The following is a 15,957-nucleotide window of genomic DNA, read 5'->3' as shown; positions in this document are numbered from 1 at the left end:
TGTGACACCCTGAGGGCGCTTCCGGAAAACGTAGCTGCACCCAGGGGCTCCCGGTGGGCACGCCTATACGCGACCTAGCGGGCGCGTGGAGGTTTCGGTGGCCTCTGTAGCGACATCAGGGTGCCCGAAGCGAAGCGAGGGCGGGTGCCCCTGTAGGAGCGAGGAGGGTGCCGAACCTCGAGCTAATCCCGCCGGTTCGTTGGGGTGCGCGGTGGTTTCGTGTGCGCCCCGTGCCTAGCGAACTGGAGTGGGGGAGGCTGTCGCGGTTTAATGTGTTGCGTGGTGGTTGGGTGTTTTGCCTGTAGGGGCGAGGACGTGCACCGCCCCTCAAGCGTCCAACATAGCCGGGTGTAGGCATGCGAAAGCCCGCCGCAACCCCAAAGGGTTGCGGCGGGCTTTCCACACGAAAAGTCTCAATTACAGGACCGGCCAAATCCGCGTCACAAACTCGCGGAAATCCTCCACGTCCTTACCCTGCTCCAACAAGCCAACGCCAAAACGAGTCGCAACCTCAGCATTATCCTCAAACGACAGATAAAACGAGCTACCATTCACCGACTCGATTGTCACCGCATCATCACCCACACGATACGCATGCAGCGCATTCGTATTATCAATCGTCGTAGCAGTACCCGCAGGCGTCAACGCCGGCAAATTCACCGGAGCAATAATCACCTCATCAGGCGCATCCTGATACCCAACAATAAAATGCCCCTGATCAGGAGACTGATGCAACGCCAAATCAGGATTACGGTAAACCGCACGGCCCGTCGCATACACCAAATTGTATGCACCGTAATTAATAATCTGCTCGTCAAAAACCGGGTGCAGAACCCGAATGAGTTCCTCACCCGTCAAAAACACGTCACTCTCAACAGAGTTACGGGGGTCAACAACCTCTGCGTACTTACTTGCTTCGGTCAGCTCATCAGCGACCGGGATGATCGGTTCGGTCATAGTTTCAGTCTACCGGGGCAACCAACGAAGGTCACGAGTATTCGCGCATATTACGCGCCATGACGTCCAAAAATGCGAGTTTTTCTCACCTGTTCAAATGAATACGTGGGAATGTGTAAACAAGTGCAATGTGTCCACATCATGAAAGAAGAAGGTTGACTAGGGGGTTTCCATGTAAAAACCACCACGACACCCCATAGAGATTTGACTCACCCCCGCCCCGGGCTTCACCATAGAAGGGTGAAGACAGCAATGTACCAGCGAATTCTAAACCTTGTCGACGTCGCCTAGGGCGAGTGGCAGGGTCAATTCACTGCGACTGAGCGCCCCTACCGCTACCACCAACAGCGAGGGGCATTTTTTATAGCTTGGTACCCCCGGGCATAGGATGCGTGCGGATCACACAACACCCACGCAGAACATTGAGTACAACGAAGAACCATTAAGACACGAGGCATTTCCATGACCATGGGATTTTCCACTTCTGATGACGCGGCAAACGCTCCCGCAGAACGCATGACCGGTTCTCAGGCAATCGTCCGCACCCTCGAAGACCTGGGTGTGACTGACGTATTCGGCCTGCCTGGTGGAGCTATTCTGCCGACCTATGACCCCCTGTACGACTCCAAGAAGGTCCGCCACATCCTGGTCCGCCACGAGCAGGGCGCAGGCCACGCAGCCCAGGGCTACGCAGTGTCCAGCGGTAAGACCGGCGTGTGCATCGCAACCTCCGGCCCCGGCGCAACCAACCTGCTGACCGCAATCGCAGACGCAAACATGGACTCCGTCCCCCTCGTCGCAATCACCGGCCAGGTGTCCACCGCGCTGCTCGGCTCTGACGCATTCCAGGAAGCTGACATCGTCGGCATGGCGATGCCCATCTCCAAGCACTCCTTCATGATCACCGACCCGCAGGACATCCCCCGCGCACTGGCTGCAGCATTCCACATTGCATCCACCGGCCGCCCCGGCCCCGTGCTCGTGGACGTCACCAAGGACGCACAGGTCGGCATGATGGAATACCGCGGCATCCCCGAAGACCTGGAGCTGCGCGGCTACACCCCCGTCACCCGCGGCCACTCCAAGCAGATTCACGAAGCTGCAAAGTTCATCACCGAATCCAAGCACCCCGTCTTCTACGTCGGCGGTGGCCTGGTACGCTCCGGTGCCTCCGAAGAGTTCCACAAGCTGGCTAAGCTCATCGGCGCACCCGTCGTCACCACCCTCAACGCAATCGGCGCGTTCCCGGACTCCGACCCGCAGAACCTCGGCATGCCCGGTATGCACGGCACCGTCCCCGCCGTCGCCGCAATGCAGAAGTCTGACCTGCTCATCACCCTCGGCGCACGCTTCGACGACCGCGTCACCGGTAAGCTCGACTCCTTCGCACCCGAAGCTAAGGTCATCCACATTGACGTTGACCCGGCAGAAATCTCGAAGATCCGCTTCGCAGACGTGCCGATCGTCGGCGACCTCAAGTACGTCCTGCCCGAGCTGACCGACCTGCTCTCCACCGAGTTCGCACAGCAGCTGCCGAACCTCACCGAATGGTGGAACGAGCTCAACGCAATCCGCAAGGACTACCCGCTCGGCTACGAGAAGCCCAACGACGGCCTCGGCTCGCCCGAGTACGTTCTCGAGCGCATCAGCGCCCTCACCGGCCCCGACGCATACTATGTCACCGGCGTTGGCCAGCACCAGATGTGGGGCGCACACTACATCCAGCAGGAAAGCCCCCGCCACTTCATCAGCTCCGCAGGCCTCGGCACCATGGGCTACGGCGTGCCCGCAGGTATGGGCGCAAAGGTCGCACACCCCGAATCCACCGTGTGGATTATCGACGGCGACGGCTGCTTCCAGATGACCAACCAGGAGCTGGTCACCTGCGCACAGAACAACATCCCCATCAAGGTTGCCATCATCAACAACTCCTCCCTCGGCATGGTGCGCCAGTGGCAGACTCTGTTCTACAACGAGCGCTACTCCAACACCGACCTGAAGGACGGCCACGGCACCGTACGCATCCCCGACTTCGTCAAGCTCGGCGAAGCATACGGCTGCGCAACCTTCCGCTGCGAACGCGACGAAGACGTGGACGCAACCATCAAGGCTGCCCTCGAAATCAACGACCGCCCCGTGGTCATTGACTTCACCGTCAGCCCCCACGCCCTCGTCTGGCCCATGGTCCCGGCAGGCGTATCTAATGACAAGATTTGGATTGCGAAGAACACTTCGCCCGAGTTCGATCGTGAGGGAGAGAACTAATGTCTCAGCACACTCTGTCCGTTCTGGTAGAAGATAAGCCGGGCGTTCTCACCCGCGTCTCCGGCCTGTTCTCCCGCCGACTGTTCAACATCCTCTCCCTGGCTGTGGGCCCCACCGAAAACCCCGGTGTCTCCCGCATCACCGTCGTGACCGAGGGTGACGCTCACACCATCGAGCAGATTACCAAGCAGCTGAACAAGCTCGTTCACGTGCTGAAGGTCGTCGAGCTTCCCACCGACTCCTCCACCCAGCGCGACCACATCCTGATCAAGGTCAAGGCAGACCCCGTAGTCCGCCTGCAGATCGTTCAGGCAGCCGACCTGTTCCGCGCATCCGTGATCGACGTTTCCCCCGAGTCCCTTGTCATCGAGGCAACCGGCTCCCAGGAGAAGCTCAACGCACTGCTGGACGTTCTCGAACCCTACGGCGTTCGCGAAATTGTTCGCGCCGGCACTATCGCCCTCACTCGTGGCCCCCGCGCCATGAGCGAACGTATCTAGCGCGAGCGCATCTAACACCCACCAGGGTGCCACACCAACCCCGCACCAGCGGGAAATAGCGTCGGGTATCGCACCGCCACAACCGGGAAAACCGGCAGCGATGCGATACCCGCCCCTATGGGCTCACAGACCTTCCGGATACTTCAGATGCTGAGAAGTAATCTCGACAGCCCGCAACTAAACAGCTATCAAGTAGAATAGTGAATGTTGAGCCCAGCCTGGGCCGCATACCAAACTTACTGAGGAGAAGAAATGGCAGCAACCATTTTCTACAACGACGACGCAGACCTCTCCCTGATCCAGGGCCGCACCGTAGCAGTTATCGGTTACGGCTCCCAGGGCCACGCACACGCACTGAACCTGCGTGACTCCGGCGTGAAGGTCATCGTCGGTCTGTCCGAGGGCTCCAAGTCCCGTGCCAAGGCTGAGGCAGAAGGCCTGCGCGTCGCAACCGTTGCAGAAGCAGCAGCAGAAGCAGACGTCATCATGATCCTGACCCCGGACCAGGTCCAGGCAAAGGTCTACGCAGAGAGCATCGAGCCGAACCTCAAGCCCGGCAACGCACTGTTCTTCGCACACGGCTTCAACATCCGCTTCGGCTACATCACCGCACCCGAGGGTGTCGACGTGGCAATGGTCGCCCCCAAGGGCCCCGGCCACACCGTCCGCCGCGAATTCGAAGCAGGCCGCGGCGTTCCCGCCCTGGTCGCAGTTGAGAAGGACGCATCCGGCGAAGCACTCGCACTGGCACTGTCCTACGCAAAGGCACTGGGCGCAACCCGCGCAGGCGTCATCAAGACCACCTTCACCGAAGAGACCGAGTCCGACCTGTTCGGCGAGCAGGCAGTCCTCTGTGGCTCCACCTCCCAGCTCGTCCAGTACGGCTTCGAGGTCCTGACCGAGGCTGGCTACCAGCCCGAAATCGCGTACTTCGAGGTTCTGCACGAGCTCAAGCTCATCGTTGACCTGATGATCGAAGGCGGCATCGCTAAGCAGCGTTGGTCCATCTCCGACACCGCAGAGTACGGCGACTACGTCTCCGGCCCCCGCGTAATCTCCCCCGAGGTCAAGGAAAACATGAAGGCTGTCCTGGCAGACATCCAGAACGGCAACTTCGCAAAGCGCTTCATGGAAGACCAGGCTGCAGGCGCACCCGAGTTCAAGGAACTGCGCGCAAAGGGCGAGGCACACCCCATCGAGGCAACCGGCCGCAAGCTGCGCGAGCTGTTCTCCTGGAACTCCGTTGACGACGACTACACCGAAGGTTCCGTCGCTCGCTAAACGGTAGCTCAGCAATAGCTTTCTAAGAATCCGGCGTTCCACCCACACCCCGCACAGGGGAGGGGCGGGGCGCCGGATTCTTGCTGTTTCAAGCTGAACAACAACACTCAACAAATATGTGATGCATTTCATGCTTAATCGAGTTGCGGGCACTCACAAAATGCCGTATAGTATTTACTTGTTGCAAGGGAAACCTTGAAAAACAAATAAGCGCCTCTAGCTCAATTGGCAGAGCAATTGACTCTTAATCAATGGGTTCTGGGTTCGAGTCCCAGGGGGCGCACTTTACAGAAAATCCCGCTGATTCTTCGGAATCAGCGGGATTTTTGCGTTCCCCTTGAAATGCAGGCTTCATGGGTTGAGGAATCGGTGTTCGTCCTCGTTCCTACAGGGGGACCTGTCCTCGCAGAGCTCGGACACCCTGATGTCACTACGGACGACACCGATTCCTCAGATGGTTTCTGCGGGTTCGGCAGGGGCACGTTATCCCGCCGGGGTTGCGGTAGCTGCGCGGTGGTTTGGGTGTGCGCCCCGTGCCTAGCGAACTGGGGCGGGGGAGGGCTGTCGCGATTTAGTGTGTTGCTTGGCGGTTGGTGTTTTGCATGTGGGCGGGGGAGGGCTGTCGCGGTTTGGTCTGCTACTTGGCGGCTTGGATGTTTAGGCTGGTGCGCCGTGTTTTCCGGAAGCGCCCTCAGGGTGTCACACGGACGCTCTCCGCAGCGAAGCAAGGAGGGGCGGAGCGTCCGGGTGACGGGTGCCCCTGCGTAGGCGCGGAGGAAACATGCGGCGTGGTAGCCTCCACCCACACGCAATGAGCCACCGCGTATCAGAGTGTAACCCCGGTGAGAGTCGCGCCTAAGACTGCGGTAAACTGAAAGTTATGACTGCAACTCCGTTCTACATCACCACCGCCATCTCCTACCCCAATGGCAACCCGCACATCGGCCACGCCTACGAAACCATCGCAGCCGACGTGCTAGCCCGCTTCAAGCGCCTCGACGGCTTCGACGTGCGCTTCATGACCGGCACCGACGAGCACGGCCAGAAGATGCAGACCACCGCCGAAAAACTCGGTAAGACCGCCAAGGAACTCGCCGACGAGAACTCCGCACGCTTCAAAGCAATGAACGACGCGCTGAACATCAGCTACGACCGCTTCATCCGCACCACCGACCCCGACCACTACGTCGCATCCCAGGCCATCTGGAAGCGCATGGAAGAAAACGGCGACATCTACCTCGACAAGTACGCCGGCTGGTACTCCGTACGCGACGAAGCCTACTACGCAGAAGACGAAACCGAAGTCCGCGACGGCCAGCGCTACGCCATCACCACCGGCACCGAAGTCGAATGGACCGAAGAAGAATCCTACTTCTTCCGCCTCTCCAAGTACGGCGACAAGCTCCTCGAACTCTACGCCAACGAAGGCTTCGTCTACCCCGAATCCCGCCGCAACGAACTGATTTCCTTCGTCAAGGGCGGCCTCAACGACCTGTCCATCTCCCGCACCACCTTCGACTGGGGCGTACCTGTACCCGGCAACGACAAGCACGTCATGTACGTGTGGGTCGACGCCCTCACCAACTACCTGACCGGCCTCGGCTACCCCGACACCGACAACGAACTGTTCGCCAAGTACTGGCCCGCCGACCTGCACCTCATCGGTAAGGACATCACCCGATTCCACTCCATCTACTGGCCCGCATTCCTGTGGTCCGCCGGAATCGAACTGCCCAAGCGCGTGTTCGGCCACGGCTTCCTGCTCGTCAACGGCGAGAAGATGTCCAAGTCCGTCGGTAACGTCGTCGACCCCGCAAACCTCGTCGACGCGTTCGGCCTGGACGCGGTGCGCTTCTTCCTCATGCGTGAAGTGTCCTTCGGTCAGGACGGCTCCTACTCCGAAGAGTCCATCATCAACCGCATCAACTCCGACCTGGCAAACAACCTCGGCAACCTCGCCCAGCGTTCGCTGTCCATGGTCGCCAAGAACTGCGGCGGCGCCGTACCCACCCACGGCGAATTCACCGAAGCCGACCGCAAGATCCTCGACGAGGCGGCAGCCCTCTACGAGCCTGTCCGTGCAGACTTCGACGAGCAGGCATTCCACCGCGCACTCGACCGCATCTGGACCGTCCTCGCAGACACCAACGCCTACTTTGCAGAGCAGGAGCCCTGGACCCTGCGCAAGAACGGCGAGCTTGAGCGCATGAACACCGTGCTGTACGTGACCCTCGAGGTCGTACGCCAGGTTGCCCTGCTGTTGCAGCCCGTCATGCCCGAGTCGACCGCCAAGCTGCTGACCCTGCTCGGCGTACCCGAAGGCGAGTCCCGCCAGTTCGCCGCCCTCGGCACCGCGCTCGTGCCCGGCACCGAACTGCCCGCACCCGCACCGGTGTTCCCGCGCTACGAAGCGCCCAAGGAATAGGCTGCTTCTGCAATAGCGAATAGCGAGAAAAGCTCCTGGCATCCTGACCCCCGTGGGGGAGGAGCCGGGGGCTTTTCGCATGCACGTATATAGAGGTACGGGTGCGAGTGAGAACGCCGGTTAAGCCGCCACTCATACTTAAGGATGATGCCGGCACCCCTCCTAGCCAGCCTTAGACGCATCTCAGCCCGTGGGATTAGCGATAGCCCCTGCATCCGCAGGTCAAGAGCCGGTGAACACCTACCAAAATCAACCTGGAGGATGAGAAAAACCCTGTAGTCAGCGCCATGCTGCGTGAAATAATTGAACTATGACTACGACAACTCCTCACGCACAGACGGCACAGGTTGCCGTCTCCGCACGAAACCTTTCCAAAACCTACGGCATGGGTGAAGCAACCGTCCACGCACTCAACAACGTCTCCGTCGACTTTGAGCAGGGCAAGTTCACCGCCATTATGGGTCCCTCCGGCTCGGGTAAGTCCACGCTGATGCAGACCATCGCAACCCTGGACACCCCCGACCCGAACCCGGCAACCTCCATTCGTATTGGCGGTACCGAGCGCTTCGGTCTGAAGGACAACGCCCTCACCGAATTCCGCCGCGAACACATCGGCTTCATCTTCCAGGCGTTCAACCTGGTGCCCACCCTCACCGCGGGCCAGAACATTGACCTGCCCCTGGGCCTCGCCGGTAAGAAGCCGGACCCGCAGTGGCGCGACTACCTGGTTAAGACCCTCGGCCTGGAAACCCGCCTCGACCACCGCCCCGAACAGCTCTCCGGCGGTCAGCAGCAGCGCGTCGCCATCGTGCGTGCACTGCTCGCACGCCCCGAAGTGGTCTTCGCCGACGAACCGACCGGTAACCTCGACTCCAACTCCGGCGCCGAGGTGCTGCGCCTGCTGCGTGCCGCCGCAACCGATCACGCACAGACCATCCTCATGGTCACCCACGACGCAAACGCCGCCTCCTACGCAGACCGCGTGGTCTTCATCAAGGACGGCATGGTCGCCGGCGAAATGATCGAACCCACCTACGACGCCGTGCTCGGCGCAATGGCACAGCTGGAAGGTCGATAAGCCGTGGCAACCACACTGAACACGGTGGCGCGCTCCAATCTGCGCGCCTCCAAAGGAAAATACATCCTCACGGGCATAGGCATCGCGATCTCATCCTTCTTCATCGCCGCCATTATGATGCTCACCAACTCGTTGCAGGCGACCGTCAATTCCTCCGTTGGTGACGTGCTCTCCCGCGCCGAGGCGGTCGTCGCCTCCGCCGCTACAACCAGCGACGGTCAAGACAGCACCTCTATCTACCTGACGCGTGACCAGATTCAGAAAGTGGAGCAGAGCGACCTGCTCTCCGGCTACTGGGTGCAGTACGCCGTCACGGGTTCGATCGGTACCGGCGACCAGAAAACCCCCGTGCAGTACGACCAGCTGCCCGCCGACTCGAGTCTCTTCCCGTACAAGGTGCAGGGCAAAATCCCCAGTAGCGACCACGAAATCATGGTCTCTACCTACTTCGCGAAGAAGCACAACCTCTCGCTGAACGGCAAGGTCACCAGCACCGACGTTGTGGAATCCGTCAGCGCTCCCGGTACCAATAAGACCGCCGAATACACCGTCGTCGGTCTGTTCGACCCCGGTTTTGAAGGCTCCACCACCAACCAGGCTGTCTTCATTGGCGGCACCAGCCTCGGCGAAGCCACCCTGAAGGCATCTGAGGCAGAAAACAAGAGCTCCGCGGCAGGCTACCGAAGCATGGCTGGCGCGAACCTCATCTACCTCAAGTTCAAGGACGGCGTAACCGACGCCAAACTCAAGAGCCTGCAGGATACCCTCAGCAGCGGCGACACCAAGAACGACCCGCGAGTCATGACCGGTCAGAAGTTGCTGGAGGACTACCAGAAGACCATCTCCACGGTCTTCACCTCCATTAGCGTGGTTCTGGGCGCCTTCGCGGCACTGGCTCTGCTGGTCTCCTCGTTCGTCATCTCCAACACCTTCGCGGTGCTGGTCGGCCAGCGCATCCGTGAACTGGCTCTGCTGCGCACCCTCGGTGCCCGCGGCGGCTCCCTCGTACGGATGCTACTCATCGAATCCATTACCGTGGGCGTGGTGTTCTCCCTCATCGGTGCACTGCTGACCTTCCCGGTCGGCATGCTGGTGGGAAGCATGGTCTCGACCATCATGATCTCCTACACGATCACCCCGGTGATTATCAGTACCCTGATCTGCACCATCGTTACGGTTCTGGCGTCGCTCTCCCCGGCACGAAGCGCCCTGCGCATCTCGCCCATCAGCGCGATGAGCGAGCACACCAACCTTGAGGTGCGCAAGCCCGGCAAGGTCGGCCCGATCCTGGGTCTGGTCTTCGGTGCCGCAGGTATCGGCCTGGTTATGCTGGCTCAGAACCAGGGTTCCGGTGAGGGTGCCGGCAATAAGGCCATCCTCCTCATGATGGGGGCCGCACTGCTGCTCGGTATTGCGGTCTTCCTCATCACCCCGCTGGTGCTGCCGCCGCTGGTACGTGCCCTCGGTAAGGTCACCCGCACCCAGACCGGCAAGCTGGCGCTCGCCAACGCGCTGCGTTCGCCCAAGCGCACCGTCTCCACCGGTCGTGCCGTGCTGGTGGGTACCCTGGTCGTATCGACTGTGCTGACCGGTTACTCGGTGCTGAGCGCCTCGCTGACCAAAGCCTTGGATCAGCAGTACCCGATTTCTGCGCAGGCAAAGTACAGCTCGTACGACCAGTCCGAGGCTGCCTCCACCGTGACCAAGGCGGAGGAAATCGCCTCCAAGGTCAAGGGTATTAAGAACGTTCAGGCATCCGCCGTCGGTTACGCAGCCGGTGTGGTTGACTACACCGTCGAGTACGAAGGCCAGACCGCCAACCAGAATTCCGACCTGGTGGCGCTGAGCTCCTCCGATTTGAAGGCAATCTTGCCGGGCGAAAACTCGAACCTTGCTGACGACACCGTGCTCGTACCGCAGGGCCTCTGGAAGTCCGCTGGATTGAATGAGTCCAGCCGTCTGAAGGCACACGGCCCGCTCGGCGAAGTGGAACTCAAGCCCGTCAAGTCCGCAACCAAGCAGCACCTGCTGATTGTCAACCCTGCCACCGCCGCCAAGCTGCAGGACGCCAAGAACCCGCAGAAGGTTGCCAACCCTGCCGCTGAGGAAGCTCAGAAGCGCCTGGAAGAAGCAATCGCCAGCGGTGACAAGGAAGCTCAGACAAAGGCAGCTCACCTGACTGTCACCAGCCAGGCAACCGGTAACGACACCGTCGTTCTGGTGCGCGCCGCCTCCCCGCTGACCAGTAGCGAGAACGCGACCCTGCAGGCTGACCTGAACCGAGCCAGCCCTGACAGCTCCTTCACCGGTGGCTTGCAGGAACGTCAGACCTACGACCAGCTGCTGACCGTTATGCTGACCTTCACCCTGGTGATGCTCATGCTCGCAGTGGTCATCTCCATCATTGGTGTGGCGAACACGATGACCCTGTCGGTCAACGAACGCCGCCGCGAGAACGCGATGCTCCGTTCGCTGGGTCTGTCCCGCAAGCAGCTGCGCCGCATGATCTCCATTGAGGCGATTCTGATTACGCTCGCCGCTGTGGTGCTCGGTATGGTTTCCGGTGCGGTGATTGGTAGCCTCTCGGCGCAGATTATTATGTCTTCCATGAGTGCTTCCGCCCCGCTGGTGCTTGACCTGCCGTACGTCTGGTACGTAGTCATCCTCATGGTGGGTGTGCTCGCCGCGATGCTCGCTTCGGCTCTGCCTGCGGCTCGTTCGGCTCGCATGTCCCCGGTTGAGGGTATGCGCGGCTAACCCGGCATAGTCACAGTATTCGGTGTAGTTCCGGATACTCGGCGTGAGAAAGCCCCGGAGGGTGCCCCCGATCAGGAGGCGCCCGCCGGGGCTTCACTGTGTCCTCTAGTCTGCCGTGCTTGTGCTCTCAGACTCTTGGAGCTGACCTGTAGCATGGCTTTGCGCGTATGATGGGTGTATGAGTACTAGCCACCCCAATCTGCGTCGCGGGTACACGCTACCCCATGAAGCGGAGGTTCTTCAGATCCTCCGTGACGCTGGTGTGCGCCGTGCCCGGCTCTTCGGTAGCGCCGCCCGCGGTGAGCTGACCGAAACGAGCGACCTGGATTTTCTGGTGCAGATGCCGGGTGTAGCTCCTTTTGACGAGTTCATGCAGATGGTGGACGCTCAGCACCGTATTGAACAGCTGACCGGCCGCAGCGTGGATATGGTCACCCGGTTGCGCCCCCGCATCTACGCGGAGGCTGAACCGGACATGGTGGAGCTGCCGCTATAAGAAGTTGCCTGAGCTGATGAGCGACTTTGAGCGAATCATCGATGAGATACAAGAAACCACTTAACTAAAGAGCCCCGGAGGGTGCCCCGATAAGGAGGCGCCCGCCGGGGCTTTGCCGTGTCCTCTATATGGTGTGCCCTATATAAGGGGAGCAAACGCAGGAGAGTGCTAGTGGGCGATACCCGCCTCATACGCCATAATGACCGCCTGCACACGATCACGCGCACCCAACTTCGCCAACACATGCGACACATGCGTCTTCACCGTCGCCTCCGAAAGCACCAGCTCCCGCGTAATCTCCGCATTCGACAAGCCGCGCGCAATCAAACCCAGCACCTCAAACTCACGCGGCGACAACTGCTCAATCAACTCACGATGCGGATAATCCTGCACAGGCTCAAAGCTTGCATGCTCAGCCGGAATAAACGTCGCCTTAGGAAGTTCAGAACCAGCAGCCGGGGGAATAGCAGGAACAGACTCGGCGGCAGGAACAACAGGAGCAACAGGGGCGGGGGAGTCCAGCACCGGAATCATATGCTCCAACAGGCGGCGAGTCGCAGACGGCGCAATCACCGCATCGCCGCGGTGCACCGTACGAATCGCCTCCAGCAGCTGCTCCGGCGGAGTGTCCTTCAACAAGAACCCGCTCGCGCCCGCACGCACCGCCGAATACACGTACTCGTCAATATCAAAGGTCGTGAGCATAATAATGCGCACCCGCTCCTCCTCAGCCACGCCACGCTGAGCGTCACGCTCCAGGATGCGGCGCGCCGCCTCCAGACCGTCGCAATGCGGCATACGCACATCCATGAGGATGACCTGCGGCGCATGCCCCTCAGACACCATGCGGTCAAAAACGTCAATTGCCGCCAGGCCGTCATCAGCCTCCATGACGACCTGCAGGTCCGGCTGGGAGTTGACGAGCATGCTCAGGCCGCCGCGCACTAGGCGCTGGTCGTCAACGAGCATCACGCGAATCGGCTGGGTGGTCTGTGGTGCAGAAGTCTGTGGTGCAGAAGAGTACATAGTTTCAATCCTAGATCACGAGGTAGTAGAGGGCACCGTTATTAGAGGTCGCGGTAGGGCAGCGCCGCCTCAACGAGCCAGCCGCCATCAGGCTGCAGACCGTATGTGAGGGTGCCGTGGTAGAGGGCGATGCGCTCGCTCATGCCGCGCAGACCGTTACCGCTACCGGGTACCGGGCGGGCAATGTGCTGAGCCGCGGCAGAGGAAACCGGGCCGTTCTGAACCCACAACTGCAGGCCGTCCTTACCCCAGTGAATGGCGACGGTGGTTGCGGCGCCGGGGGAGTGCTTGAGCGCGTTGGTGAGCGCCTCCTGCACGGTGCGGTACGCCGCCAGTTCGGCACCCTGCGGTAGGGTGCGTGCCATGGTGCCGGTGATTCCGGTGCCGGTGATTCCGGTGAAGGTGACGGGTAGTCCGGCGCGGCGGCTCTGCTCCACGAGGCCGGGCACATCGTTGAGGGTGGGCACGGGCGCGTAGGCGATCGCCTCGTCGGTGCGGAGCAGCCCGAGGAGGGAACGCATCTGGGTAAGGGAGTCGCGGGCGGTCTCGGCGATGAGCTCGAGGGTCTGCTCCGCAATATCCGGCGTATTCTGCTGCTGAGCCTGACCCGCCTGCTTTGCCTGTTCTACCTGCTGTGCGCGTGCGGTGCGGGTGCTCGCGGCTGCGTAGCGTGCCCCGTCCGCCTGGGAAATAATGCTGGAGAGCGAGTGCGCCACAATATCGTGCATTTCGCGGGCGATGCGGGTGCGTTCGTCCTGCGCTGCGAGGCGGCGTTCCTGTTCCTGCTCGTATTCGAGGCGGCGGGCGCGTTCTTTGAATTCCTCGCTGCGCAGTTCGCGCATGCGGCGGGAGTCGCCGAGGAACCAGAAGACGGTGAAGATGGATCCGCAGAGCACGCCGAGCATCAGGGAGATGAAGATGCGGGCGGGCATGTCGTCCCAGTGGTAGAGGAACGAGAGCGAGGCCTGCACGGTGACGGCGAGTGCGCCGACCCAGCCGAGAATGAGGCCGCGGAAGCGGGCGCGGCGGGTCCAGTGCCGACCGATATGGTAGGCGGCGAGGCTGACGGGCGGGTAGCAGGTGATGGCGAGTGAGTCGGGGAAGGGCTCCACGAGGGTGAGGCAGAGCGCCGCGATGACCACGTAGATGCTGCCGTAGGGGAAGCGGTAGCGGAAGTAGAGCGCGGTGGTGCTGCAGAGCGCGGAGATGAGCGGGATCCAGCCGTAGTTGTTGACGAAGGCAACGGAGAGCATGCAGCAGAAGAACTGCATGTGTGCGACGACGAGGACGTTCATCCAGCTGCGTTTGTCTCTGATGTAGTTTTGCACGCGGCTGGAGGCGCTGATTGCGTCGGCGGGTAGGTCGCTGTTTTCTGAGCGGCCGCGGGTATGCGTTACGGCGTAGCCTGATTCGGCTGTCTCGGTGCTGTTCTGTGGGTTCTTCTGGGGTTCGGTGTGCTTGAGGGGCATGTTTCCAGTGTATCTGGGTGTTTGTGAGGGGTTGGGGCCTCTTTTGTGCTCTCACATGCAGGAATATTCTGTGGGTTTGTGTGTGTGGGTGTGTGCTTGCGTGTGTGTGACACGCTAAAAACATCTATTTTTAGTGACCTTGATTACTTTTTTGTAGATTATTTATTCAACTAAAGCTTGAGGGTTTGGGGTTGTATGGGGTTCGAATTCGGGTTTAAGAGACCTGTAACTCCCTTAAGTAACCTATTTTGGTTGAAAAACCTTCAACTAAGGCGGAGAGTTTAAGGGAAACCCCCTCATCAAACCATTTTTGGAACCATTGCGGGATAGGTTCTTGATGGGTATAGTTTTAGCCGTACCCGAAATCTGCGCCCGAGGTCTAAGGCCTTACAGAACGAACACCAAGCGTTCTGAAGCGCGTCTCCCTATGTAGGGGAGCGGAGTACAGCATTATGTCGTTATCACCAGAGGTTAGGCGCAAGCCTACTTCACTCACTCGAATCTCATCAGGTGACGTTCTTCGCCGCGCACGACGGCGGGTGATAACTTTTATTCCTCAAAATGACATCACTCTCGAAGGACATACATGTCTACTAACATTTCTCGCCGCAAGGTTGTCGCTGGCGCAGCATGGGCTGCTCCGGTTGTCGCAGCATCTGCTGCAGTTCCCGCTTTCGCTTCCTCCACTGTTTGTGAGTGGGAAGAGACCGTAGCTTACTCCGCAAACGGCGCCGCATCCGGTGCTAAGGGCACCGCATCCTTCGTTGTTCCCGCACTGGTCGACAAGATTAAGTTCGAGGTCGTCGGTGGCGCTGGTGGTACCAACTACGACGATATGGCAGCAGGCTCCGGTGCTAAGATCACCGGTATCATCGAGGTCAAGGAAGGCCAGACCGTTCAGCTCATCGGCGCAGCCGGTGGTATTGGTAACGGCCCCCTGACTGCAGCTGAGGGTGGTGAGGGCTACGGTAACGGTGGTTCCTCCAGCCTGCCCAACCCCATCCCCTCCAGCATCATGCAGCAGGTCAACACTATTTGGCCCGCTAACTCCCCCCTGAAGCGTATTACCTACTCCGCTTCCGGTGGTGGCTCCTCCGCTCTGGTCGTCAACGGTACCCCCGTTGCAGTTGCAGGTGGCGGCGGTGGCGCTGGCTTCATCAACAACGGTGGCGCTAACAACAACCCCCAGTACATGGAAGCTGGCGCAGTGACCGCTTCTTGGCAGTGGCCCTCCGGCGCAAAGCGCAACGGCAACATCATCTTCGGTTCCACCGGTGGTTCCGCTGACGGTGCATCGGGTTCTGCAGGTCTTGAAGGCTTCGGTATCTACGACGCTGACAACTCTATCCGCGAAACCGTTGAGGCCGGTGAAGGTGGCGCAAACGGTATCGGTGGTAACGGTGGTGCTAAGACCGCTCTGCACACCGGCAAGTCCCCGAACGGTGTTCTGGGCTTCTCCTCCGCCAACAACCAGGAGATTTACCAGTCCTCCAAGTCCGGTAACAACGGTGGCTCCGGCTTCACCGGTGCCGGTGGTGACGGTGTAGCATCCTACTCCTACCTGATCGACAACAACGATCGCACCAAGAAGGAAGAGGGTACCCACAACGGTACCGGTTACGCTCTCGAGTACTCCTCCATCGGCTTCAACTTCAACGGCTACGAGTCCGTCATCTCCGCAGGTGGTGGCGCAGGCTACGGTG

General features: G+C 60.4%; 11 protein-coding genes and 1 tRNA gene. 9 read left to right on the top strand and 3 right to left on the bottom strand.

Annotated elements, in window-relative coordinates:
- Nucleotides 1–417 precede the first annotated feature (417 nt).
- Entirely contained in the window at nucleotides 418–957 is a 540-nt protein-coding gene (locus HMPREF2971_RS08095) for a hypothetical protein (protein ID WP_049352918.1), read from the bottom strand.
- Nucleotides 958–1,419: 462 nt separating this feature from the next.
- Between HMPREF2971_RS08095 and HMPREF2971_RS08090 the strand changes: the two genes are divergently transcribed.
- From HMPREF2971_RS08090 to HMPREF2971_RS08055, 8 genes are all read left to right on the top strand, one after another.
- Nucleotides 1,420–3,222 carry an acetolactate synthase large subunit gene (locus HMPREF2971_RS08090; RefSeq protein ID WP_070692393.1) on the top strand — a complete coding sequence of 601 codons (1,803 nt, stop codon included), beginning with the start codon at nucleotides 1,420–1,422 and terminating at the stop codon, nucleotides 3,220–3,222.
- A complete protein-coding gene (gene ilvN / locus HMPREF2971_RS08085; RefSeq protein ID WP_049362112.1) occupies nucleotides 3,222–3,722 on the top strand; it encodes an acetolactate synthase small subunit in 501 nt (166 codons plus the stop codon). Before HMPREF2971_RS08090 ends, ilvN begins: the two co-directional genes overlap by 1 nt.
- A gap of 252 nt (nucleotides 3,723–3,974) precedes the next feature.
- Nucleotides 3,975–5,003, top strand: a complete 1,029-nt coding sequence (gene ilvC, locus HMPREF2971_RS08080) for a ketol-acid reductoisomerase (protein WP_070692390.1) — start codon at nucleotides 3,975–3,977, stop codon at nucleotides 5,001–5,003.
- 210 nt (nucleotides 5,004–5,213) lie between these two features.
- Nucleotides 5,214–5,286 (top strand) — tRNA-Lys (locus tag HMPREF2971_RS08075).
- Between the two features lie 597 nt (nucleotides 5,287–5,883).
- Entirely contained in the window at nucleotides 5,884–7,428 is a 1,545-nt protein-coding gene (metG, locus tag HMPREF2971_RS08070; RefSeq protein ID WP_070692387.1) for a methionine--tRNA ligase, read from the top strand.
- A 310-nt stretch (nucleotides 7,429–7,738) separates the two neighbouring features.
- Entirely contained in the window at nucleotides 7,739–8,506 is a 768-nt protein-coding gene (locus HMPREF2971_RS08065; protein ID WP_070692386.1) for an ABC transporter ATP-binding protein, read from the top strand.
- Between the two features lie 3 nt (nucleotides 8,507–8,509).
- Nucleotides 8,510–11,263 (top strand): ABC transporter permease, encoded by a 2,754-nt coding sequence (locus tag HMPREF2971_RS08060; protein ID WP_070692383.1) that lies wholly within the window; start codon nucleotides 8,510–8,512, stop codon nucleotides 11,261–11,263.
- Between the two features lie 178 nt (nucleotides 11,264–11,441).
- Nucleotides 11,442–11,759: a nucleotidyltransferase family protein gene (locus HMPREF2971_RS08055; protein WP_005505534.1), complete on the top strand. Its 318-nt coding sequence runs from the start codon at nucleotides 11,442–11,444 to the stop codon at nucleotides 11,757–11,759.
- Nucleotides 11,760–11,927: 168 nt separating this feature from the next.
- Here HMPREF2971_RS08055 and HMPREF2971_RS08050 read toward each other — a convergent pair whose 3' ends face one another.
- Both HMPREF2971_RS08050 and HMPREF2971_RS08045 read right to left on the bottom strand, forming a co-directional pair.
- A complete protein-coding gene (locus tag HMPREF2971_RS08050; RefSeq protein WP_070692379.1) occupies nucleotides 11,928–12,785 on the bottom strand; it encodes a response regulator in 858 nt (285 codons plus the stop codon).
- Nucleotides 12,786–12,826: 41 nt separating this feature from the next.
- Nucleotides 12,827–14,254 (bottom strand): histidine kinase, encoded by a 1,428-nt coding sequence (locus HMPREF2971_RS08045; protein ID WP_210398881.1) that lies wholly within the window; start codon nucleotides 14,252–14,254, stop codon nucleotides 12,827–12,829.
- A 586-nt stretch (nucleotides 14,255–14,840) separates the two neighbouring features.
- On the opposite strand from HMPREF2971_RS08045, the gene HMPREF2971_RS08040 reads away from it, so the two are divergent.
- The coding region (locus HMPREF2971_RS08040) for a hypothetical protein (protein WP_083314099.1) at nucleotides 14,841–15,957 on the top strand (1,117 nt) is incomplete at its 3' end.

Origin of the sequence: Rothia sp. HMSC066G07, from assembly GCF_001814485.1 — a bacterium.
In the GTDB taxonomy this organism is placed as follows: domain Bacteria; phylum Actinomycetota; class Actinomycetes; order Actinomycetales; family Micrococcaceae; genus Rothia.
Note: the sequence above shows the minus strand (reverse complement) of the source record. Positions and strands in the feature narration are given on the sequence as shown.